Annotated in this window: 25 protein-coding genes; 13 read left to right on the top strand and 12 right to left on the bottom strand. The window is 57.9% G+C overall.

What is annotated here, in order from left to right; all coding sequences use genetic code 11:
* Positions 1-10 precede the first annotated feature (10 nt).
* Genes FIV05_RS30220 through FIV05_RS30205 form a run of 4 tightly spaced genes read left to right on the top strand, consistent with a single transcriptional unit; the run spans position 11 to position 3,128 of the window.
* Complete coding sequence (locus FIV05_RS30220) at positions 11-358, top strand: ferredoxin family protein (RefSeq protein WP_023001405.1); 348 nt, start codon at positions 11-13, stop codon at positions 356-358.
* Positions 355-1,218 carry a dihydrodipicolinate synthase family protein gene (locus FIV05_RS30215; protein ID WP_152512301.1) on the top strand — a complete coding sequence of 288 codons (864 nt, stop codon included), beginning with the start codon at positions 355-357 and terminating at the stop codon, positions 1,216-1,218. The genes FIV05_RS30220 and FIV05_RS30215 overlap by 4 nt, the downstream gene beginning before the upstream one ends.
* A gap of 13 nt (positions 1,219-1,231) precedes the next feature.
* On the top strand, positions 1,232-2,668 hold the full coding sequence (locus tag FIV05_RS30210) for an aldehyde dehydrogenase family protein (protein ID WP_152512302.1): 1,437 nt from the start codon (positions 1,232-1,234) through the stop codon (positions 2,666-2,668).
* Positions 2,669-2,678: 10 nt separating this feature from the next.
* Complete coding sequence (locus tag FIV05_RS30205; RefSeq protein ID WP_152507860.1) at positions 2,679-3,128, top strand: deaminase; 450 nt, start codon at positions 2,679-2,681, stop codon at positions 3,126-3,128.
* Between the two features lie 6 nt (positions 3,129-3,134).
* Here FIV05_RS30205 and FIV05_RS30200 read toward each other — a convergent pair whose 3' ends face one another.
* The 4 genes from FIV05_RS30200 to FIV05_RS30185 form a co-directional block, all read right to left on the bottom strand.
* Positions 3,135-3,995 carry an alpha/beta hydrolase gene (locus FIV05_RS30200; protein WP_173014014.1) on the bottom strand — a complete coding sequence of 287 codons (861 nt, stop codon included), beginning with the start codon at positions 3,993-3,995 and terminating at the stop codon, positions 3,135-3,137.
* A gap of 58 nt (positions 3,996-4,053) precedes the next feature.
* Complete coding sequence (locus FIV05_RS30195; protein WP_152512486.1) at positions 4,054-4,530, bottom strand: VOC family protein; 477 nt, start codon at positions 4,528-4,530, stop codon at positions 4,054-4,056.
* 96 nt (positions 4,531-4,626) lie between these two features.
* Positions 4,627-5,301, bottom strand: coding sequence for a glutathione S-transferase family protein (locus FIV05_RS30190; protein ID WP_152512304.1), 675 nt, complete (start codon positions 5,299-5,301; stop codon positions 4,627-4,629).
* Positions 5,298-6,023, bottom strand: coding sequence for a DUF1428 domain-containing protein (locus FIV05_RS30185; protein ID WP_152512305.1), 726 nt, complete (start codon positions 6,021-6,023; stop codon positions 5,298-5,300). The genes FIV05_RS30190 and FIV05_RS30185 overlap by 4 nt, the downstream gene beginning before the upstream one ends.
* Before the next feature lie 100 nt (positions 6,024-6,123).
* On the opposite strand from FIV05_RS30185, the gene FIV05_RS30180 reads away from it, so the two are divergent.
* From FIV05_RS30180 to FIV05_RS30150, 7 genes are all read left to right on the top strand, one after another.
* Complete coding sequence (locus FIV05_RS30180) at positions 6,124-6,783, top strand: winged helix-turn-helix transcriptional regulator (RefSeq protein ID WP_152512306.1); 660 nt, start codon at positions 6,124-6,126, stop codon at positions 6,781-6,783.
* Positions 6,784-6,911: 128 nt separating this feature from the next.
* Complete coding sequence (locus FIV05_RS30175; RefSeq protein ID WP_152512307.1) at positions 6,912-7,796, top strand: MurR/RpiR family transcriptional regulator; 885 nt, start codon at positions 6,912-6,914, stop codon at positions 7,794-7,796.
* A gap of 140 nt (positions 7,797-7,936) precedes the next feature.
* Positions 7,937-9,193, top strand: coding sequence for an ABC transporter substrate-binding protein (locus FIV05_RS30170; RefSeq protein WP_152512308.1), 1,257 nt, complete (start codon positions 7,937-7,939; stop codon positions 9,191-9,193).
* 70 nt (positions 9,194-9,263) lie between these two features.
* Positions 9,264-10,133 (top strand): sugar ABC transporter permease, encoded by an 870-nt coding sequence (locus FIV05_RS30165; RefSeq protein ID WP_023001394.1) that lies wholly within the window; start codon positions 9,264-9,266, stop codon positions 10,131-10,133.
* Positions 10,123-10,932, top strand: coding sequence for a carbohydrate ABC transporter permease (locus FIV05_RS30160; protein ID WP_023001393.1), 810 nt, complete (start codon positions 10,123-10,125; stop codon positions 10,930-10,932). Before FIV05_RS30165 ends, FIV05_RS30160 begins: the two co-directional genes overlap by 11 nt.
* Positions 10,933-10,944: 12 nt before the next feature.
* Positions 10,945-11,694, top strand: coding sequence for a glycerophosphodiester phosphodiesterase family protein (locus FIV05_RS30155; RefSeq protein WP_152512309.1), 750 nt, complete (start codon positions 10,945-10,947; stop codon positions 11,692-11,694).
* Positions 11,691-12,719 carry an ATP-binding cassette domain-containing protein gene (locus tag FIV05_RS30150; RefSeq protein WP_152512310.1) on the top strand — a complete coding sequence of 343 codons (1,029 nt, stop codon included), beginning with the start codon at positions 11,691-11,693 and terminating at the stop codon, positions 12,717-12,719. Before FIV05_RS30155 ends, FIV05_RS30150 begins: the two co-directional genes overlap by 4 nt.
* A 37-nt stretch (positions 12,720-12,756) precedes the next feature.
* Here FIV05_RS30150 and FIV05_RS30145 read toward each other — a convergent pair whose 3' ends face one another.
* From FIV05_RS30145 to FIV05_RS30115, 7 genes are all read right to left on the bottom strand, one after another.
* Positions 12,757-13,056 (bottom strand): CcdB family protein, encoded by a 300-nt coding sequence (locus FIV05_RS30145; protein ID WP_152512311.1) that lies wholly within the window; start codon positions 13,054-13,056, stop codon positions 12,757-12,759.
* Positions 13,056-13,289 (bottom strand): type II toxin-antitoxin system CcdA family antitoxin, encoded by a 234-nt coding sequence (locus FIV05_RS30140; RefSeq protein ID WP_152507871.1) that lies wholly within the window; start codon positions 13,287-13,289, stop codon positions 13,056-13,058. Before FIV05_RS30140 ends, FIV05_RS30145 begins: the two co-directional genes overlap by 1 nt.
* A gap of 253 nt (positions 13,290-13,542) precedes the next feature.
* Positions 13,543-13,938 (bottom strand): DoxX family protein, encoded by a 396-nt coding sequence (locus FIV05_RS30135; protein WP_152512312.1) that lies wholly within the window; start codon positions 13,936-13,938, stop codon positions 13,543-13,545.
* Positions 13,939-13,949: 11 nt separating this feature from the next.
* On the bottom strand, positions 13,950-14,414 hold the full coding sequence (locus FIV05_RS30130) for an SRPBCC family protein (RefSeq protein ID WP_152507872.1): 465 nt from the start codon (positions 14,412-14,414) through the stop codon (positions 13,950-13,952).
* 71 nt (positions 14,415-14,485) lie between these two features.
* Positions 14,486-15,739: an RNA polymerase sigma factor gene (locus tag FIV05_RS30125; protein WP_152512313.1), complete on the bottom strand. Its 1,254-nt coding sequence runs from the start codon at positions 15,737-15,739 to the stop codon at positions 14,486-14,488.
* Positions 15,726-16,103, bottom strand: coding sequence for a YciI family protein (locus tag FIV05_RS30120; protein ID WP_077294637.1), 378 nt, complete (start codon positions 16,101-16,103; stop codon positions 15,726-15,728). Before FIV05_RS30120 ends, FIV05_RS30125 begins: the two co-directional genes overlap by 14 nt.
* Before the next feature lie 95 nt (positions 16,104-16,198).
* Positions 16,199-16,720 (bottom strand): MarR family transcriptional regulator, encoded by a 522-nt coding sequence (locus FIV05_RS30115; RefSeq protein ID WP_152512314.1) that lies wholly within the window; start codon positions 16,718-16,720, stop codon positions 16,199-16,201.
* A 117-nt stretch (positions 16,721-16,837) separates the two neighbouring features.
* On the opposite strand from FIV05_RS30115, the gene FIV05_RS30110 reads away from it, so the two are divergent.
* Both FIV05_RS30110 and FIV05_RS30105 read left to right on the top strand, forming a co-directional pair.
* Positions 16,838-17,062: a DUF4287 domain-containing protein gene (locus FIV05_RS30110; RefSeq protein ID WP_152512315.1), complete on the top strand. Its 225-nt coding sequence runs from the start codon at positions 16,838-16,840 to the stop codon at positions 17,060-17,062.
* Between the two features lie 578 nt (positions 17,063-17,640).
* Complete coding sequence (locus tag FIV05_RS30105) at positions 17,641-18,348, top strand: response regulator transcription factor (RefSeq protein WP_152512316.1); 708 nt, start codon at positions 17,641-17,643, stop codon at positions 18,346-18,348.
* A gap of 273 nt (positions 18,349-18,621) precedes the next feature.
* On the opposite strand, the gene FIV05_RS30100 is transcribed toward FIV05_RS30105, so the two are convergent.
* Positions 18,622-19,710, bottom strand: a complete 1,089-nt coding sequence (locus FIV05_RS30100) for a fatty acid desaturase (RefSeq protein WP_152512317.1) — start codon at positions 19,708-19,710, stop codon at positions 18,622-18,624.
* Positions 19,711-19,982 lie beyond the last annotated feature (272 nt).

Genomic DNA, 19,982 nt, shown 5'->3' with positions numbered 1-19,982 from the left:
AGAGATCAAGATGGCGCTGATCATCAAGAGCGAATGCATTGATGTGAAGGACGGGATCTGCACCACGTCCTGTCCGGTCGACTGCATCTATGAAGGCGAGCGGATGTTCTACATCCACCCCGAAGAATGCATCGAATGCGGCATGTGCGAGAGCATCTGCCCTGTCGACGCGATCCGCTACGACGACGAGGTGACCGGTGCGGACCGGGCGTTCATCGAGATCAACAAGGATGTGTTCCAGGGTCCGGACGGAGGGCTGGTTTCGCCGGGTGGCTGGACCAGGGGCGATACGCCTTTCCGGGACCACCCTGCGGTGCGGGATTTTTTCAAACGTGATTTTGAGGAACAGACGACATGAAGGGGATAGTTGCGGCGGTGCCGACACCGCTCGATGCGCATGGCGCACCGGTGAAAGATACCTTTCTGGAACATTGCGCCTGGGCGCTGGCCAACGGGTGCGATGCCCTGAACATCCTGGGAACGACCGGTGAGGCGAATTCTCTCGGTCTGGCCCATCGCAAGAAGGTGATGGCCTGGGCGGCCGAGGCCTTTGACACGAGCCGTCTTATGGTCGGCACGGGTCTGACGTCGCTTGAGGACACGCTGGACCTCACGCGCGCAGCTGCCGACATGGGCTATGGCGTCGCGCTGGTCCTGCCGCCGTTCTACTACAAGCCTGTCACCGAGGAGGGGCTGGTTGCCTGGTACGAAGCGCTGGACCGGGCACTCGGCGCGACACCGATCGAGATCTATTTCTATAATTTCCCGCAGATGACGGGCTTGAAGATACCCGCGGATGTCGTCGAGTGTCTGGCAAAGACCCATCCGAAAAGGTTCACGGGCATCAAGGATTCTTCCGGCGATCTCGACTATTGCCGGGAGCTTGTCCGGCGGCTGCCAGACCTGAAGGTGTTCCCAAGTTCTGAAACGGCGCTCGCGGAAGGGCCTGGAGCCGGGTTTGCAGGGTGCATTTCCGCCACCGTGAACATCAGCGCGCCCCTTTGTGCACGGCTCCTGCAGGATCCTGCAAACGAGGCAGTGGCTGGCCGGGTCGCCAGCATACGGGCGGACATTGCTGCCCATCCGCTGGTTCCGGCGGTCAAATATCTTGTCGGCCGGCGCGCTGATGAAAGTACCTGGAACCGTGTCCTGCCTCCCTTTCAACAACTGGACGATGGCGCACGCGGGTCTCTCGACCGCATTGCCGAAACCCTTTGAAACCGGAATTCCAATGACAAAGCACGACAATCTGATCGGCGGCAAATGGCTGCCTTCCAACACCTATTCCGAAAACCGCAATCCTTCGAACACCGATGATGTCGTCGGCCTTTATGCCCAGGGAAGCGTTGACGATGTCGATGCCGCCGTCACGGCAGCGCGCAAGGCCGCGCCAGGCTGGGCAGCGGCAACGCCGCAGACACGCCATGATCTGCTGGAAGCGGTTGGGCGAAAGTTGGCGGAACGGGCCGAAGAATATGGCCGCCTGCTGTCGCGCGAGGAAGGCAAGACGCTGGCGGAAGGCATCGGCGAAACCATGCGCGCCGCCCAGGTTTTCAAGTTCTTTGCCGGTGAAGCGCTGCGCGTGACCGGCGATATGCAGGCCTCCGTGCGGCCCGACATCGACGTTGAGGTTACGCGTGAGCCGGTCGGTGTGATCGGCCTGATCACCCCGTGGAACTTTCCCATCGCCATTCCGGCCTGGAAGGCGGCACCTGCGCTGGCCTATGGCAATTGCGTCGTTTTGAAACCGGCGGATCTGACGCCGGGCTGCGCTCATGTGATCGCAACTCTGCTGGATGAATGCGGCTGTCCACCCGGTGTCTTCAACCTGGTCATGGGGCGCGGTTCTGTTGTTGGCGAGGCCATCGTCACCCACCCGGATGTCGATGCGGTTTCCTTCACCGGGTCCGTTGCCACGGGAAGCCATATTGCCGAAGTGTGCGGACGGCTTAAACGCAAATGCCAGCTTGAAATGGGCGGCAAGAACCCGATGGTGGTGCTGGATGACGCCGATCTGGATGTCGCCGTTTCCGCATGCTTGAACGGGACGTTCTTTTCCACCGGCCAACGCTGCACCGCGTCCTCGCGCATGATCGTGCAGGCGGGAATTCACGACGCTTTCGTTGAGAAACTGCAAACAGCAATGCTGGCCTTGAAGGTCGGGGATGCGCTTGATCCCGCTACCCAGATTGGACCGGTGGTCGACGAAAAACAGCTCTCTTCGAACCTTGCCTATGTGGACCTCGCCCGGAAAGAAGGCGCAAAGGTGATTGGCGGCGAGCGGCTCGAACTTGCCGTGCCCGGCTATTTTCAGGCCCCGGCACTGTTTCTCGAGACGACCAATTCCATGCGCATCAACCGGGAAGAGATTTTCGGTCCATGCGGATCCGTCATCAAGGTGGCCGACTTCGAGGAAGCCATTACAGTTGCAAACGACACCGATTTCGGCCTGTCAGCCGGTATCTGCACCACAAGCCTGAAACATGCCCGCGACTTCAAGCGGCGTGTCAGGGCCGGTATGGTGATGGTCAACCTGCCGACCGCCGGTGTTGATTTTCACGTTCCCTTCGGCGGCACCAGGGGATCGTCTTTTGGACCACGTGAACAGGGCCGCTACGCGGCGGAATTCTTCACCACGGTCAAGACCAGCTACCTGTTTGCAGGCTAGGAGAAGCACATTGGACAGCAAATCCGGCAAATGGCGCAACCGGTTTCTCGGGCTCTGCGATCACATCGCACAATGGTCTGAAGATCGCGACTTCAAGGTGGGCGCAGTCATTGTCGGGCCTGGCCAGGAAATCCGCGCGACAGGTTACAACGGCCTGCCGCGCGGGGTCTCCGGAACGGACGAAACCCGTCTCGACCGCCCGAGCGGTGAAAAGTTCTTCTGGGTGGAACACGCCGAACGCAATGCGATCTACAACGCAGCCCGCGCCGGTGTAGCGCTTGCCGGTTGCACCCTCTACGTCAACCGGTTTCCCTGTGCGGACTGCGCGAGAGCGATCATTCAAAGCGGGCTGTCCTGTGTGGAATGCCCGCCCAGACCATCGCATGACGGCAAGCTCGATCACAGTTTTGAGGTTTCCGAGATCATGCTCAAGGAAGCTGGTATTCGGCTATTGCTGTAGGAAACCTCATTCGCCGGCTTGGCTATCCATGTCATCGATGAATTTTCTGATCATCGGTTTGAGTTCCGGTTGTTTCAGAATGTTCATATGCGTGGTTCCGGGCAGGATTGCCAGGCGGGCGGCAGGAATGGTTTTTGACAGATAGAGCGCATGCTCTGCCAGGATGAAGTCGTTGTCACCGTTCATGATCAGCGACGGCACGGGAATTGCCGCGACCTGTTGCTCTGTCCATCCCCAGTCCGTGGTTATGAACCTGCTCATTTTTTGCATCGTCACCGGCGCGGCCTCGGCACCTCCCGGGTTCACGGCCGCAATCTCGGCGAACATCTCCGCAAATTCCTCTTCGCTCGGCATCATCGCCAGAACTTCGGCCGGCGGCACATAGTCCGGGTCCTTCTGCATCCGGATGATGCCGGGCACAAAGCCGTCTGGCGAGGCGCTGCCGGAAATGCTTGTCAGAGAGGCCAGTCGGTCCGGCATGTTGACCGCAAGGTCAAGTCCCAGCATGCCACCCGCCGAGAACCCGACGACATGAACCTTTTCCACTGACAAGGCATCAAGCACACCGATGGTATCAATGCGCATGGTCTCCAGGGTGATTGGTTCGTCATTCAAAGGCGTGTGTCCGTGCCCCTGCTGCTCGACGCCAATCACTGGCCGGTCCTCGACAAGTTCAGGGATGAAGGCGCCAAAGCTTGAGGCGATACTCTGCATGCCGCCGTGAAGGAGGAGAACCGGCGTTTCGCCGGTCTCCAGGTCCCCGTGAACTTCGTAATAGACGTCGTGACCGTTCACGGTAACGGTGTCTGCCTGCGCAAGGCTTGTGATCAGCAACGTTGCAGCTGCACCTAATAGTGATTTCTTCATATCGGACTTCTCGAAATTACAGGGCTGGTTCACAAAATGTCCGGCCACTCGGGTACGATCAGCCGCCCCGGCGGGCCGCATCGATGGCAGCCACGTCGATTTTCTTCATCTCCATCATTGCGCCAAAGGCGCGCTTTGCTTCGCCGCCGCCGGCAGCCAGGGCTTCCATCAGCGTGCGCGGGGTGATCTGCCAGGAAATGCCCCATTTGTCCCTGCACCAGCCGCAGGCGCTTTCCTCGCCGCCATTGTCGACAATGGCGTTCCAGTAACGGTCGGTTTCTTCCTGATCCTCGGTCGAAACCTGGAAAGAGAACGCTTCGCTGTGCTTGAATGTGGGGCCACCGTTCAAGCCGAGACAGGGAATGCCCAGCACGGTAAATTCGACGGTCAGAACGTCGCCCTCTTTCCCGGACGGATAGTCGCCGGGCGCGTGGTTGACGGCTTTCAGGGCACTGTCTGGAAAGGTTTCAGCATAAAATCGTGCTGCGGCCTCGGCGTCTTTTTCGTACCAGAGGCAAATTGTGTTCTTTGCAATCGACATTGTTTCCAGTCCTGGAGTTATACCGTCGCCCCGGATGTCTGTACTCAAAGATCCAGGGGCGACATGACATTGTTTGCGGAAGAACCAGCGTCAGCCCGTGTTGCGTCTCGCTTGTTCGGCGTCCGCCGCCTGCCAATGCTGCATGTGATCTGCCATGGCCTTCTTGAAAGCAGGGCGGGATGTTGCCCGTTCGACATAGGCTGCAAGTTGCGGATAGGCATCAAGGGCCTCTTCGGCCGCGACCACGCGCAGCACTTCTACCATCGCGATGTCGGCGACGGAGAAGTCACCGGCGAGCCACTCCTTGTCGCCCAGAGCCTGCTGTAGCGCAGTCAGCTTGGTATCCATGTCTGACTTGGCGTGAGCTTTGACGTCGGCTGCCGGAGGAGGGCCGAAGAATTCCGGGACCCGCTCGGCCAGTATCATGCTGACCCAGTGCATCACCGACAATTCAACCGTGTTCAGCGCGGCGAACAGCCACTGCCAGATTTCCGCTTTGCGGTCGTCCGGCAGCAACGGGGTGCCTTCGCAAAGGTAGACAAGGATCGCTCCGCTTTCGAAAAGCGTCTGCTCACCGTCCTGGATTACGGGCACTTGCGTAAATGGCTGCAGCTTGCGGTGTTCGGCGCTCTTGGGGTGTGCGGGTACTGTCGCAACCTGGTAGCTGCGACCAATCTCCTCCAGGCCCCAGCGGACCCGTAGATCCCGCACGAACCCGCGTGGAAACTCCGGCAGCCAGTCGAAGGTGTAGAGGGTAAGGGTCATGCGGCTTTCTCCGAGTCGAAGAGCGGATCGAAGCCGGCCCACATCATCCGCATTCCGTCGAAGGGCATTGCGGACATGTCCATATCGGCCATCCCCGCTTCCATTTCTTTGGCGGCGGCATCACATGTGGCGCGGTCCGGCCAGGCAACCCAGCTGAAGACGGGCACTTCGGTGTCTTCAACCTTGGAGGCCCGGTAGAAATCGGTCTTCTGGCCGCGCGGTACATCCGTGCCCCAGTTTTCGATCATCCCGAGTGCGCCGAATTTCTCGAACATCTTCCAGCCTTCGTCCGCCATCTCGGTGTAGGCCTTCTTGTTCGTTTCGGGCACCGCCAGCAGAAACCCCTGATAATAGCCAGCATCGCTGTGTCTGCCTGCCTCGTAGACAGGGGCAAATCCGCCGAAGATCATCCGGCTGCCATCGAACGGCATTTCCGGAATTTCCTTCATGGCAGGGTCGTTCTGCATCTTTTCCCAGGAAGCATCGGCAGCAGCCTTGTCCGGCCATTCGATCCAGGAAAACACGATTGCCTCGTCTTCCTTGGCATCGACGGCGCCGTAGAAGTCCGTAACCTTGCCCTTCGGAACATCAACACCCCAGGTTTCGACCATGCGGGTGGCGCCGTAGGATTTGAACAGAGGCCAGGCAGCGGCGATGTGGTCGGCATATTTCTGCTTGTTTGCGGCCGGAACAGCCGCTACCGCACCTGTGAAATAGGACATGGCGATCATTTCCTCCTTTTTGTCGGGATGATGGGAACATCCCGGTTGCAGCATTATCGTGACAGCGTTAGTATGAAAAAACAACTGCCAGTATGAAAAAATGACCAAAGAGACAAAAACAACAACGCGCCTTCGTTATGACGAAGGGTGCCTGGCCGCCCACGCCCTGAACCTAATAGGCGACAGGTGGGCTCTGCTCGTCGTGCGCGAGCTTATGTTTTCCGCAAAACGCTTTCAGATGATCCGCGCCGGGTTGCCGGGCATAACCGCGAGTGTTCTGACCGGCCGTCTTGCACAGCTCGTAGAGGTCGATGTCATCGAACACGACGAGCGGCTGGGGGTGTATTCGCTGACGGCGGCGGGCCAGGCTCTGCTGCCCGTGCTGGAATCGCTGTGCCGGTGGGCGTTGCTGGTGCCCGGTCACGATCCGACGCGTTTCATCAGCCCGTCTGCCTTGATGATTTCCATGGGTGTCAACGTCGTTCCGGAGGCCGCGGCGCAAAGAGACGCACTTGCCGGGTTCGATTTCAAGGGCGAGGCATTCGAGATGCAGCTGATCTCCGGCAAGGTTCACACCAAGGCGGTTTCCCGTCCTGACGCGCCCTTTGTGCTTTCCGGCAACGGCAACCGGATGGCTTCAGCCGTTTATGGCTCAGTTCCGCTTGCGGATCTGAACGCCAAAGGCGTGGTCGAGGTGTCGGGAGACGCGTCCCTTGCTGCTGAATTCGTCTCGCGGTTCAAACTGCAACGGAAGGCCTGAGTTGGCTGAACGGCGGCTGCCCGACGGTGCATGCGCCTGTACCGGCGTCTGTACCGGCTCCAGGGTTTGTAATAAAAATTTCATCGAACTGTAGCCTGCAATTCAAATTGCAAAACTAGAACGATGGCATGTCAAAACCTGTGCCATCCTCCGGTTTCCTGTCCGATCTCATCACCCGCAACGCCTCCCGGCTGACGGGCTCCGATACCCGTCTACTCGATGTGCTGGTCAAGGACCCGATCCGTGCCGCCATCGAAAACGGCAAGGAAGTGTCCCTTCGCGCGGGGGTGCATCCCGCCGCAGCGGTGCGTCTGGCCAAGCGGCTCGGCTTTGAAGGTTATCCGGAATTTCGAGCCTACCTGCAGGCAAATCTGGTTGAGGAAGGCAACGACTTCGAGAACCCGGCCGCCCGCATGGCAGCCCGGCTGGTGCGGGCGGAAGAAGGGCAAGTGCTGTCGTCCGTGCTCGACAGTGAAATCGCCGCCCTCGAGGCCTTGCGTACCGCCGTCCCCGACAGCGATATCCGCGCCTTCTCCGAAGCCCTGCGCGATGCCCGCAAGATCTTCATTTTCGGTCGCGGTCATGCCGCGAGCCTGTCCTCGCTGATTGCCCTGCGCTTGCAGCGATCCGGCTATGATGCCGCCGACCTTGGCGACCGCACCCATCACTTTGCCGAGATGCTGAACAGGCTTTCACCGGACGATGTCGTCTGGCTGCTCGCCTTCCGCCGCCCTTCACAGCAAATCAGCGATGCGAACGGGATTGCGTCCATGCGCGGCGCGAGAAGGTTGGCGCTGACGGACCTGCTCGCAGCCCGGTTCGACCCCGCGCCCGATCATCAGATCTGCGCCTCGCGCGGTGAGGCGGGCGAATCCCAGTCACTGGTCGTGCCGATGACCATTGCCAACGCGGTCATTCTCGATCTGGCCGGTATCGATGGCGGTAGATCGATCCGGTCCCTGGAGGAATTCAAGGCATTTCGTCAATCGCTGCCGCCACGCTGGCGCAGATGAGTTCGCCAGCAGACCTGCCCTGTCCCGGAAGCAGGGCTGGACACGGAAATCGCTGAACAAACCAAAAAAGACCGCCGTTGGAACCGGCGGCAAAGTCTCGTGCGCAAACGGAAATAGTTCACTCTGACAAGGATGACTCCATGTTGAAGAATTTGAAGAAAGTGCTGTTGGCTGGCCTGATAGGTCTTTCTGGCAGCGTCGGTGCCGCGCAGGCGGAAGTCACGGTTGAATTCTGGCACAGCTTCGATGGTAGCGGCGGCGAAGCGCTTGGCGAGATCATTGAGAACTTTCAGGCTGCCAACCCTGATATCAAGATCGATGCCCAGTTCATCGGCAACTACAATGATATCGTCGCCAAGCTACAGGCTGCCATCCCGGCGCGCCGGGCGCCGGACGCGGTGATCATGGAAGTCACCCGGTATGGTCTCTTCGCTGACCGCGGCGTGCTGTTGGATCTGACCGAAAAGGTCGACAACGACCCACTAAAGGACGACCTGTTCGATTTTGCCCGCGAAGTCGGCGTCTTTGAAGGCAAGAACTACATCGTGCCGTTTAACTCCTCCACGCCGGTGCTCTACTACAACAAGGAGATCTTCGAGCGGGCCGGCTTTGCCGAAGAACCGGCGCTCAAGACCTACGACGATCTTCTGGCGGTATCCAAACAGATCACCGAGAAGTTAGGCGACGAAGGCATCACGGGCATTGCCGCTCCGGGCCAGTTCGCACGCTGGGGTCTCATCATGGATAACGACAGTGACCTGATCGACAGCAAGACCGGCGAGATCCTGATCGACAGCCCGAACACGATCGAAGCCTATGAATGGATGGCCTCGCTGGTGCATGAGCACAAGGTTGCCTCTGCCGACGGCGTGACCAAGGAAAACAACGGCAGGGATGCCTTCCTGGCCGGCAAGGTCGGCATCATGCTGAATTCAACCGGCAACTACGGCCGCTCCAAGAAGGCGCTCGGCGATAACCTTGCCGTTCGTCCGATGCCTTGCAACAAGGTGTGCGCCGTGCCGATCGGTGGGGCAGGTATCGGTATTCTGTCGTCAGCCGACAAGGAAACCCAGGACGCCGCCTACAAGTTCATCAGCTTTGCCGCATCACCTGAGTCCAACGCCACTTGGTTCTCCGGCACCGGCTACATGCCGATCAACAAGAATACCGCCAAACAGCCGCTGGCCGCCGCCGCCGTTCAGGACAAGCCCGGCATCACGGTTGCGATCGACCAGCTGGACTTCGCCCGTGGCCGTCCGCGCCCGCCGGTGGTCACCTGGATGCGCGCAACCGAATACGACATGTGGCAGGCCATGGCCCTTGGTCAGCGTGATGTCACGGAAACCTTGAAGGATTTTGCGGACCGCACCCGAAAGGAAGCCGAGCGCACCAACTGATCGCCCGATTTTCTTTCGACATCAGCACCGGGCTTCCAGATGAAGCCCGGTGTCTCCGGAGCCCTTTCCGATGCTGTCCCGCCTGACACCCTATATTCTGGTGCTGCCGCTGATCTCCTTCATCGCGGTGTTCACCTACATTCCGATTGCAGCCAGTCTCAATCTCAGCTTCCGGGAATGGGATTTCCTGTCGCCGACGATGCCCCTTGTCGGTTTTGAAAACTATCGGCTGCTGTTCTCGTCCCACGAGTTCTGGAACTCGCTCAAGGTGACTGCGATCTTTGCTGTCATTTCCGTTCCGATCCGGCTTTGCCTTGCGCTTGTGGTTGCAAGTTACCTGGTCCGGGAGGCCTTGCCGTCCCGTATTCTGCGCGGCGCGCTGTTCCTGCCGTCGGTAACGTCCACCGTTTCCATCGCGGTTGTGTTTTCCTGGCTGTTTGCAACGGACTACGGCATGATCAATGCCTTCCTGCAAACTCTTGGCTTCGGCAAGGTTCCCTGGCTTCAGGACCCGCAGCTTGCGCTCTGGGTGCTGATCATCGTCAACACCTGGAAGCAGCTCGGCTACGATATCGTCATCTACATCGCCGGGCTTCAGGCAATCCCGCAGGAACTTTATGACGCCGCCGCCGTCGATGGCGGCAGGAAAGGCCGCGTCTTCCGCCGTGTAACTGTTCCGCTGGTAATGCCGACAACCTATTTCCTGCTTGTCGTCTCGGTGATCGAGGCCTTTCAGGTGTTCACCGTCGTGGACGTCATGACCAAGGGGGGGCCGGCGGGGGCCACCGACATGCTGGTCAACATGCTCTACCGTGTCGGCTTCACATTGTTCGATATCGGGCAGGGCTCTGCGCTGGCCGTTGTGCTCTTCGTGCTGCTGATGGCTTTGGCCCTCTTCAAGGCACGGGTTCTGGGCCGGAGGGTGCATTATGAAGCCTGACAGCCGCATCCTCGCAGGGCTTGCACTGATTGCCGGCCTTCTGTTCCTGTCTCCGGCGCTCTATTCGGTCTTCATGTCGTTTCAGACGGTGGACGCCTATTACACGGGCAAGTTCGAGTTCACACTGGAGAATTACGAGCTGGCCATCGGGCAATACCATTTCGCCCGCTATCTGCTGAACAGCATCGTCGTATCGGGTTTGGTCACATTCATTGCCCTGACGGTGTCGACAATGGCCGCATTTGCCTTTGCCAGGTTTCGTTTTCCAGGCGGCAACCTGCTGTTTGCAGCCGTGGTGGCAACCCTGATGATCCCCAGCCATATCTCGCTGATCCCGAACTATCTGACCCTTGCAAAGGTGGGGTTGCTGGACACCTATGCAGGGCTCATTCTTCCGGCGATTTCCAATGGCTTCGCGGCTTTCTTTTTGCGCCAGTACATCCGCGGCATTCCGATCGCACTGGATGAAGCGGCCTATATGGACGGAGCAACACCGCTCAAAGTGCTCTGGCGCGTAATCGTGCCGATTGCCCGCCCGGCCATATTCTCCATGGGGCTGTTCATCTTCATCACGGAATGGAACAGCTACATCTGGCCGCTGGTGGCAGTTGGTGATGAAGACCTCTACACGCTCCAGATCGGTCTTGCGCGTCTCTACCGGGTCAACCCGGGCGAAGACGTGGTCAATTGGCCGCTGGTGATGGCGGCTTCCACCATCACAATTCTTCCCGTCCTGCTCGGTTTCATATTCGTCGAACGGCACCTGGTGCGTGGCATCACCATGGGTGCGGTCAAGTAAATGGAAGTTTCAATGACACGTATTGCATCTCATCGCGGCGGCACCCTGGAATTTGGTGACAGCACACCGGCAGGCTTCGAAGCCACTGCGCGGATGGCACTTGAGGAAGTCGAATTCGACCTGCACCCGACGGCAGATGGCGCCATCATGGTCCACCACGATGCGACACTCGAGCGAACGACCGACAGATCCGGCGCGATCTGCGATCTGCGCGAGGCCGAGGTTCGCTCGGCAACGATCGATTACGGGGCGGGAGGTCATCCGCTGTCCCTCCAGGAACTCTGCGCGATTTACCGTGGCAGTGCCGTTGGCTTCCGCTGCGAGATCAAGCCCGGCCCGGATCGCAGGCCCTATGCCGACTTCGTTCCGAAGGTGGTCGCGATGCTTGCCGCAGAAGACATGCTGGAGCGTACGGTGTTTTCGTCTTTTCTGGTCGAAACACAGGACGAGCTGGCCAGGGCAACAGAGCGACCAAGACTATGGCTGGTCAGCCCGCCGGTTCTTCAGCAACTGGGAACCGCAGGCACGCTCGAAGTGGCAAAGGCTCACGGGATCCCGGAAATCGGTGTTCATATCGATTGCGCAGATGAAGAGCTGATGACCGCTGTCGAGAACGCCGGACTTCAGTTCGGCTGCTGGGCAGCACATACCTGTGCGCAGATCGAAAAGGCCCTTCGGCTCGGTGTGAAGGTTTTCACCACCGACCGGCCCAGTCTCGCGATCGCGATCCGGAATCGCTGGCAGGGGGAAGGGCGGTCATGAGCGGGATAGAACTGACAGATATCCGCAAATCCTATCCTGGCGGGCCGGAAGTTCTGCATGGCGTTTCGCTGGATATGCAAGCCGGGGAATTCATCGTGATCGTCGGCCCGTCGGGCTGCGGAAAATCCACGCTGCTACGCCTCATCGCCGGCCTGGAGAAATGCGATCAGGGCGATATCCGCATCGGTGGCAAACGCGTCAACGACTTTGCGCCGCAAGATCGGGACATTGCCATGATCTTCCAGAATTACGCTCTCTATCCGCATATGAACGTGCGCCAGAACATCGCCTTTGGTCTGGAATTGCGCGGCGTCGCCAAGTCAGAGCGCAACACCCGAGCCGAGGAAGTGGCCAGAACGTTGAAGCTTGATCCTTATCTCGACCGAAAACCGGGCGCCCTGTCCGGCGGCCAGCGTCAGCGGGTCGCGATGGGCCGGGCCATGGCGCGCAACAGTTCCATCTTCCTGATGGACGAGCCGCTGTCCAATCTGGATAACGCCCTGCGGGTTGCCATGCGCTCGGAAATCAAGGAGCTCCACCGGCAACTGGGGGCGACTGTCGTTTACGTAACCCACGATCAGGGTGAAGCCCTTTCCCTGGCGGATCGGATCGCCGTCCTGAAAGATGGAGATCTACTGCAGTTCGACACGCCCGGCACGATCTACGACCGGCCGGCGAACCGTTTCGTCGCCGGGTTCCTCGGAATGCTGCCGACAAATTTTCTGCCCATAGAAACCTTGCCCTTCTGGTCCGGCAGAACAGGCCTCACCGTCGGCATGCGGCCGGAGCATATGAAGGTACACACCTCGTCCCCGGACGTTCCCGCGATCCCCGCACGGATTGTCTTTTCGGAGATGACCGGAGCCAATCTGGTCCTGCATTGTGAAAGCGACGTCGGCAGGCTGATCGTGACCGCCCCGCGCCATGACATGACCTCCGGGGGCGAAACCGTCTGGATCGGCTATGACACCGATCAGGCCATCTACTTCGATGCAGCAAGTGAAAGCCGGGTGGAAATGGCTTGAGCGGTACGGCGTTTTTTGAAGCCGGCTGAACCGGTAATCAGAAGCCCTGGAACAGGGTGTCCAGCGCGCGGGTAATTTCCGCAAAGTTCTCGTCGAGGCTGCCGATCGGGTCTCCCAGCTGGGAAACCGCCACGGCGGCGAGGAATTGGGTCGCCATGACGTATTCCTCGCCCTCCCAGCTGAATATCGGGTTCAGGTAGGCCGCGGGCGCTGGTGCGCGAGACCTGGGCAAAAGCGGCACGACGACACGTGTGTTGAGGCTTTCCAGAAGGTCTGCCTGCACATCTAGCACCAGAACGCTGTCCGGTTTCAGCCGGTAGAGCTGATTTCTGGCCATTAAAACAGGCGTCTCGCTTCAAGCGGCAGGCCGTGTTCGTCGACAAAGTCGTTGGAGCTGTTCAGGGCTGCCCTGTTTTCCAGTTTCCACCGTTCTGCGCGGGCTTGTGAAACCGCGCGCCGGATACCTTCTTCGGCTGCCTGGGAAATATTCACGCCCAGTTCCTTCGCCGAACCGACCAGCGTCATATCAATCGTCAAATTGGTCGCCTTGCGTGCGTGAACGCGTGCCATCGTGTTTCCAAACCATTCATACCCGGTACCCGGATAATAGCGGCACGCTTACGCATTTTCAATGCGCATCATAAATGCGCATTGAAAATTGAGATACTGATGGCCTCGAGAAAGACCTGTCCAACGCGAAGTGCCCTTACTGTCCAGGAAGACGAGTATCCTTTCACGAAGGGTCACTGGGAAGTGGACAAGGCCAGTGAGCTGCAAGAGTTACCTTTGGACAGGTCTTTCTCGATTGATCGGCAGTGTCAGTTCAAGTCCATCCTCGCAACGGGAACAGCCTGCGCAGGTCCGGAGCGCGTAACCACAGGCCACCCCACATGAACAGGCCCAGATAAAGACTGAACAGCACATGGCTGAACAGGGGTGACCCGGCCCGGATCTGGGTTGCCATGGCACCGCCAAGCAGCCCCATCATCAAGATTGCTCCTAATACGCTGGTGCGCGGAATGAGGTAAAGAACAAGGCAGGCCAGTTCGATCAAGCCAATCGGAAATGCGTACCCCGCAGGCCAACCAAGCTCGGCCAGCGTGTCTTCGGCAACAGGCAGATGGAGCAGCTTCGGCGCAATGGAAGCGCCCAGCATGAACAAGGCGAACAGGCCCGTCAGAATGCGGCCTGCCCATAGCAAGGTGGTTCCGTTACTCATTTCGCGCTCCATCAGATAGACTTGGCAAGTTCTTCAAGCTGCTCGGCAGCCTTGCCCCAGCCTTCGTGAAACCCCATCCGTTCGTGTTCTTCCCTGGCTTCCTTCGTCCAATGCAGAGCCTGAGCGTGGTAACGGGTCCGGCCACCACCCAGATCTTCAAAGGTTACCTCAGCCACCATGAAGGGGCGGCCGGTTGGTTTCCAGCCGGGATGGAATGCGTCGGTGGTGACCAGACGTTCGTTTGGAACGACTTCCAGAAAGACACCGGTATTTGGGAATTCCTCGCCGTTTGGGCCATGCATGCGACAGGAAAACTCGCCGCCAGGCCGCAGATCGATACGGGCATCGGAGACATACCAGGGCTTGGGACAGAACCACTTTTCAAGCAGTTTCGGCTCCGTCCAGCAACGCCAGAGTTTTTCTCGCGGGGCATCCAGATCAAGGATCAGTTCGAGTGCATGCTGTTGTTCTGACATCTGATTTCGTCCATTGCGCTGTTGTTGATAGCTCAAGGACGATTGAAGAATGGCACGTGCGACAAATGAGTTCAGTTTTTTTCAAGGCCTGTCATCTGGTCGAGCTGTTGGCGAATATGAGCGGCTTCCGCAACAGTCCCGGCAAGGGCAATGGCCTGATCAAATGCGCAGCGTGCCTCGCTTGTCCGCCCCAATTGCTTGAGCAGCGCCCCACGCGCGCCATGATAATAGAAATATCCGTTAAGTTTGACTGCGAGCGGTTCGATCATCTGCAACGCAGCCTCGGCCCCTTCCGTTTTCGACACCGCGACGGCACGGTTGAGTGTGACAACGGGAGATGGCGAGCGACGCTCGAGCGCGGCGTATAGCTGTTCGATCTCTTTCCAGTCGGTGTCTTCCGGTGTCGCGGCACGCGCATGCAGAGCAGCGATTGCCGCCTGTATCTGATAGGGCCCCGGTCCGCGGCGGAGCATCGCCTTGTCTATGAGGACGAGGGCTTCGGCTATCATGGGCCGGTTCCATCGTGATCTGTCCTGATCTTCCAGCAGGACCAACAGGCCGTTTGCGTCAACTCGCGTGTCTTGACGGGAATGCTGCAACAGCATGAGCGCAAGCAGTCCCATGAGTTCCGGGTCGGAGGGAAACATCCGCAGCAGCAGCCTGGCCAGGCGAATACCCTCGTGGCACAGACCCGAGCGCTCGCCAGCCGGATCAGGGTCGCTGTAGCCTTCGCTAAAGACGAGATAAATCATCGCGGATACAGCCGCCAGGCGGTTTTCCCGCTCTGCCTGATCCGGTGTCTCGAACGGCACGCCAGCGTCGGCTATCGTCGCCTTTGCACGGGTGATCCGCTGCCGCATCGCGTGTTCGCCGACCAGAAATGCCCGGGCGATGTCACCAACCGGAATGCCGGAAACGATGCGCAATGCAAGCGCGATCTGCTGGGTAGCCGGCAGATCCGGATGACAGCAGATAAACAGAAGGCGCAGGATGTCATCACGGTAGTCCGCCGTATCGAGCCGTTCAACCAGGTCCGGTTCGGCATCCTCCACGTTCGACAGAACGTCTTCGGAGGGCAGGCCGGAGGTCCTTGCCTCTCGTTTCAACACGTCCAGCGTCAGATTGCGGCCGACGGTGATCAGCCATCCTTCCACGTTTCGCGGCGGTCCGTTCTCCGGCCAGTTTTTCAAGGCACGCAGGCAGGCTTCCTGAAAAGCTTCTTCGGCCAGATCCAGATCACGAAAATACCGGAGCAAAGCGGCCATCACCCGTGGCCGCGAGGCAGTCAATTTGCTGTCAATCCATGTGAGATCAGGCGGTTGCATTGTCGGTGTCAGTCGTGGTGCCCGGGTGGAAGCTCTTGACCGGCCTCAGTTCATAGGCTCCACCGGGGTTGGCTTCGGTAAGGTCTCTGGCAAAGTCCAGGGCCTGCTGCTGATCCTCAACCTCGACCAGATAAAAGCCGAGCAGCTGTTCCTTGGTCTCCGCATAGGGGCCATCGGTAACGAGATTTTCCTTCTTGTGGAGGGTAGAGGCCGTTTTGGTGGGCATGAGGCGGGCAGCCAGCTCATACTGATCAGCCCACTTCTCGTGGACGACCTGCAGCCGTTTCATGACAGCGGCGTCTTCCTCGTCACTCCACGCGGAGGTGACCTCTTCATCATTATAGCAAAGCAGCATGTACAACATGAAAAACGGTTCCATAGTTACAAGGACGGTTCTGACATTCGAATTGCGACATTACGGATAGTTTTTTGGCAAGAGCAGTAAGGCTGTTCGGCCTTTCAGCTCTTGCGACCGCCTTCCGATCCTTCCAGAGCCTTCGTCAACTTCCCCAACAATGCCGAAAGCGTGCGCTGCTCCTCATCTGTGAGGCAGTCGATCAATCGGGCTTCATGAGCCATGTCTTCCTTGAAAGCGGACCGGATGAGGTCGATCCCCTTCTTGGAAAGTCGGACGGGTGAGCTCCGGCCGTCTGCAAGGTCTTTTGGCCTTTCGATCAATTTCGCCCTTTCCAGGCGTGCCAGAATGCCGGTTAGCCCTCCTGAGGTGAGCATCAGGGAATTGAACAGTTCCGTGGGGCGAAGCTGGTAAGGTGATCCGGAGCGCAGCAGCGTCGACAGAACATCGAATTCCCTGGTATCGAGGCCGTGTCTTGAGAAAATGGCCTCGATGCCCGGCCGGGCCAAATGGGTAATCACCCGCGCGCGGCCAAGGATCGCCATGCCGCGCGTATCAACCTCTGGCAACTCCAGCTCCCATTGCCGGCGTCGGCGTTCAACGTGATCAGTATCGCTTTTGCTCATTCTCAATTTTATCTTGCGTGCGAGACAATTCAGTTTATCTTTCGCGCAAGATAAATCAACCCGGCGACGTCAGATGCTACGTCTCGGCGTTCGCCTGCATCACGAGAGGAGATTGCGGTGGCTGAAAAAGATCAGGTCTCCAAGGTGAAGGGGCCTGCGTCGTACTTTCCGTCTATCGAAAAGAAATACGGCAAGCCAATCGGCGACTGGCAAGCTCTCGTGCGCGCCCAGAACGGAAAGAAGCACATGGATATTGTCGACTTTCTGAAAACCGAGCACGGGCTTGGGCACGGACATGCAAATGCGATCGTCGCGGCCACGCTCTCTGAAGACAAGAAGTGATCGATTGCTTGGGCGGTGATGGGCCTGTTTTCAAGTGCAGGCCGCTAAAGACGAGATCGCCTCTACCACCCGGGATGTCGCCAGCGGAGCGACAGGCAAAAGCCGGGTAGTCTTTACCGATTTGTTTGTTTGCCGGTTATGCCTCTCACGCATTTTAAGTGCCACGCGGAAGTAGATAAGACTTTAGCGTTTAAGAGGCGGTTTGAAGATATATTATCAGTCGAATTCTCCGGTTAAATATTTGTCTGGAGAAGCGTTTGGTCATAATCAAAACCCGCATGAAAAAGCAATAAAAATGAGGTGCAGTTCGACTGTACTTGCTTGAATTATTTTCATTGGCATCGGGCGTTGCTTTTGGTGGATGCTTTTACATTCAAAATAAAAAAAGAAATTTCTGAGTTGATATCTGGGCGATTAGATATAATGATTTATGTCACTGATTTTTTCCCCGGTGTAGACTATTTACCATAAAGTGTTGGCTGGAACTTAAAACCCATTGATGCTTTTCAGCCGAGTCATGACCCGAAATTCCTTTACGTAATCAATAGAGCTGGTCATGGTCCTTCGGGAGACGTTCTATGTCCGAGCATTTGCGTTATTTATTTTTTATAGGTCCCAGGGACAAATTGCCTAAACCATTGGAAAATTCATTGGTTCGGGAGCTGCCGGGTCTCGTTGTGCAGGTTTCAACTGACTGGGATGTTCTGGTTGAAAAGGCCGAACAGGAAGGTGTTTTGCCTTCCCTGATCCTGGTTGATGAAGCCTTCGGCGCGATGAATGCCGATTTGTTGCAAGTGTTTCAGGACACGTATCCCAATGCCATCCTGTGTCTAACCTTTAACGGTGAGTACACATCCAAGCTGCACATTCGAAAATGTCTGAAAACCGGTATCATCAATAACGTCATACCCATGAACCTCCGTCTGGATCTTTGGCTCTATGCGATCCAGATCATGTTGCATGGTGGTTCCTACATGCCACCGGATCTTGTCGAACTTCTCGAGAACGACAGGAGCGTGCTGCTGGAAAAGGCGCGCAAGGCGACTGCTGCCAGCGGCGTGTCCGGGGCGCACATCGTAAGTTCGCTGACGCCCCGAGAGCGGGAAGTGCTGGAGTTGATCGCACGAGGGCAGCAAAACAAGCATATTGCTGCAAATCTCTCGCTGTCGGAGCACACGATCAAACTTCACATTCACCACATCATTTCGAAAATGGGCGTGTCGAACAGGACTGAAGCAGCCGCCGCATATCTTCAGATACATCGATCCGCCGGTGGTAACGGTTAGGCTGAAATTCGAAAACTCGGCCAACGACTGGGCATGGTCCAATCTGCTGAACGTAAATTGGCTGAAACAAGTCTATGGGCGTTGTCGAGGTGCTGGTGTGAAGATTATTGAAAATTGTATCTGTAGTTATCGTAATTTCATTTAGATACAACTTGCCTCATGCTGCGGTTGTCCCGTCGCTTTGAGAGCGCGATCGTGGTGCCCGTCACGCCTCGTTGTTTCATTGGTCCTTTTTCAGGACGCTCCTGACGGGCTTTGCCGCTTCGAACCCGGTCAGGCCGGGGCGGCCAGTCTTGCTAGCCGCTCATCGCGGAAGGAGACAAGGCGCCTTGCGTTTTCGTCCCACAGGACCAGCTTCACGCAGCCAAGGCTCTGACGCAAAGTAAGCCGGCTGACATTGCGCAGTTCCGGATGTTCCTTGAGGACTTCAGATAGCCGGTAGAAGGGAATTTTGGGAGACAGGTGGTGCACGTGGTGGATGCCGATATTTCCGGAGAACCAGCGCAACAGGGGCGGCAGGTCGTAGTGTGAACTGCCTTCAAGCGCGGCATGTTGGAAATCCCAGTCACTTTCTTCAGACCAATGGGTCTCTTCGAACTGGTGCTGGATATAGAAGAGCCAAACACCGGCGCTGGCTGCCATCAGAGTAATCGGGACCTGCACAAGGAAAAACGTGCTTGCGCCGACCAGCCAGATCAAGAGCGCAAACGGTGCCGCGATCCCGAGATTTGTGGCAATTGTCGACACCCAGGGCTGCATTCCGGCGCGCATCAGGCCATAGGGAAGCCGGTATTGGGCGACGAACAGCCATGCCGGTCCCAGGCCGAACATGACGACCGGATGCCGATAGAGCCAGTAGCGCAGGCGGCCCCAGCGGGACAGGGCTCTGTATTCGCGCACGGTCAGTGTATCGACGTCACCGACGCCGCGACGGTCGAGGTTCCCGGCAGAGGCATGGTGGATGGCGTGAGTTCGGCGCCAGTAATCGTAAGGGGTAAAGGTAAGTACCCCGATGACCCGGCCGATCCAGTCGTTCATGCTGCGCCGGGCGTACAAGTTCCCATGGCCGCAATCGTGCTGCAGGATGAAAAGCCGGACCAGAAACCCAGCCGCCGGGACCGTCAGGATCAATCCGAACCAGTAGCCGTGTAAGACGAGTGTCGCGGTAATTCCCCACAGTGCAATGAAGGGGAGGACCGTGATTGCAATCTCGAAACTGCTGCGGCGCGCACTGATGTTCCGGAATTTGGCAAGAGCTGCGATCCAGGACCGGCTCTGGCGATCAGCAGTCGAATTTTTCAGCGACGGATTTTCAGAGCCGTGGCTGAGCTCGGGCGCGCTAATATTAGAGGTTACGGTCATTCATGCGGCCTTCCACGCAGTATTCCGGAGTTTGATCGTTTCTCCAGGAATGACGTCCGTGGATATCGAGCAGCGATTAAACCGACGTTGCCGGTCAAGTTGGTCTGCAGGTTTTCTTCCGCATCTACAATCATATTTTTGCATTTACGGAAAACTATTCAGAAAAATCGACGGAAATACCGCCGATTATCAAATTCATTTCTGAAATTCAGCGTCTCGCGCCAGTGTGAAACGGAAGTCAGTCCAGCCGGATGCGGTCAGCGGTTGCAGGA

Origin of the sequence: Labrenzia sp. THAF191a, from assembly GCF_009363335.1 — a bacterium.
GTDB classification, from domain to species: Bacteria; Pseudomonadota; Alphaproteobacteria; order Rhizobiales; family Stappiaceae; genus Roseibium; species Roseibium algicola.
Note: the sequence above shows the minus strand (reverse complement) of the source record. Positions and strands in the feature narration are given on the sequence as shown.

Coding starts and splice junctions, on each gene's coding strand:
- FIV05_RS30220 (WP_023001405.1), top strand. CDS start 11: ATGGCGCTGATCATCAAGAGCGAATGCATTGATGTGAAGGACGGGATC.
- FIV05_RS30215 (WP_152512301.1), top strand. CDS start 355: ATGAAGGGGATAGTTGCGGCGGTGCCGACACCGCTCGATGCGCATGGC.
- FIV05_RS30210 (WP_152512302.1), top strand. CDS start 1,232: ATGACAAAGCACGACAATCTGATCGGCGGCAAATGGCTGCCTTCCAAC.
- FIV05_RS30200 (WP_173014014.1), bottom strand. CDS start 3,995: ATGAAGAAATCACTATTAGGTGCAGCTGCAACGTTGCTGATCACAAGC.
- FIV05_RS30190 (WP_152512304.1), bottom strand. CDS start 5,301: ATGACCCTTACCCTCTACACCTTCGACTGGCTGCCGGAGTTTCCACGC.
- FIV05_RS30185 (WP_152512305.1), bottom strand. CDS start 6,023: ATGTCCTATTTCACAGGTGCGGTAGCGGCTGTTCCGGCCGCAAACAAG.
- FIV05_RS30180 (WP_152512306.1), top strand. CDS start 6,124: ATGACCAAAGAGACAAAAACAACAACGCGCCTTCGTTATGACGAAGGG.
- FIV05_RS30175 (WP_152512307.1), top strand. CDS start 6,912: ATGTCAAAACCTGTGCCATCCTCCGGTTTCCTGTCCGATCTCATCACC.
- FIV05_RS30170 (WP_152512308.1), top strand. CDS start 7,937: ATGTTGAAGAATTTGAAGAAAGTGCTGTTGGCTGGCCTGATAGGTCTT.
- FIV05_RS30165 (WP_023001394.1), top strand. CDS start 9,264: ATGCTGTCCCGCCTGACACCCTATATTCTGGTGCTGCCGCTGATCTCC.
- FIV05_RS30160 (WP_023001393.1), top strand. CDS start 10,123: ATGAAGCCTGACAGCCGCATCCTCGCAGGGCTTGCACTGATTGCCGGC.
- FIV05_RS30155 (WP_152512309.1), top strand. CDS start 10,945: ATGACACGTATTGCATCTCATCGCGGCGGCACCCTGGAATTTGGTGAC.
- FIV05_RS30150 (WP_152512310.1), top strand. CDS start 11,691: ATGAGCGGGATAGAACTGACAGATATCCGCAAATCCTATCCTGGCGGG.
- FIV05_RS30145 (WP_152512311.1), bottom strand. CDS start 13,056: ATGGCCAGAAATCAGCTCTACCGGCTGAAACCGGACAGCGTTCTGGTG.
- FIV05_RS30140 (WP_152507871.1), bottom strand. CDS start 13,289: ATGGCACGCGTTCACGCACGCAAGGCGACCAATTTGACGATTGATATG.
- FIV05_RS30135 (WP_152512312.1), bottom strand. CDS start 13,938: ATGAGTAACGGAACCACCTTGCTATGGGCAGGCCGCATTCTGACGGGC.
- FIV05_RS30130 (WP_152507872.1), bottom strand. CDS start 14,414: ATGTCAGAACAACAGCATGCACTCGAACTGATCCTTGATCTGGATGCC.
- FIV05_RS30125 (WP_152512313.1), bottom strand. CDS start 15,739: ATGCAACCGCCTGATCTCACATGGATTGACAGCAAATTGACTGCCTCG.
- FIV05_RS30120 (WP_077294637.1), bottom strand. CDS start 16,103: ATGTTGTACATGCTGCTTTGCTATAATGATGAAGAGGTCACCTCCGCG.
- FIV05_RS30115 (WP_152512314.1), bottom strand. CDS start 16,720: ATGAGCAAAAGCGATACTGATCACGTTGAACGCCGACGCCGGCAATGG.
- FIV05_RS30105 (WP_152512316.1), top strand. CDS start 17,641: ATGTCCGAGCATTTGCGTTATTTATTTTTTATAGGTCCCAGGGACAAA.
- FIV05_RS30100 (WP_152512317.1), bottom strand. CDS start 19,710: ATGACCGTAACCTCTAATATTAGCGCGCCCGAGCTCAGCCACGGCTCT.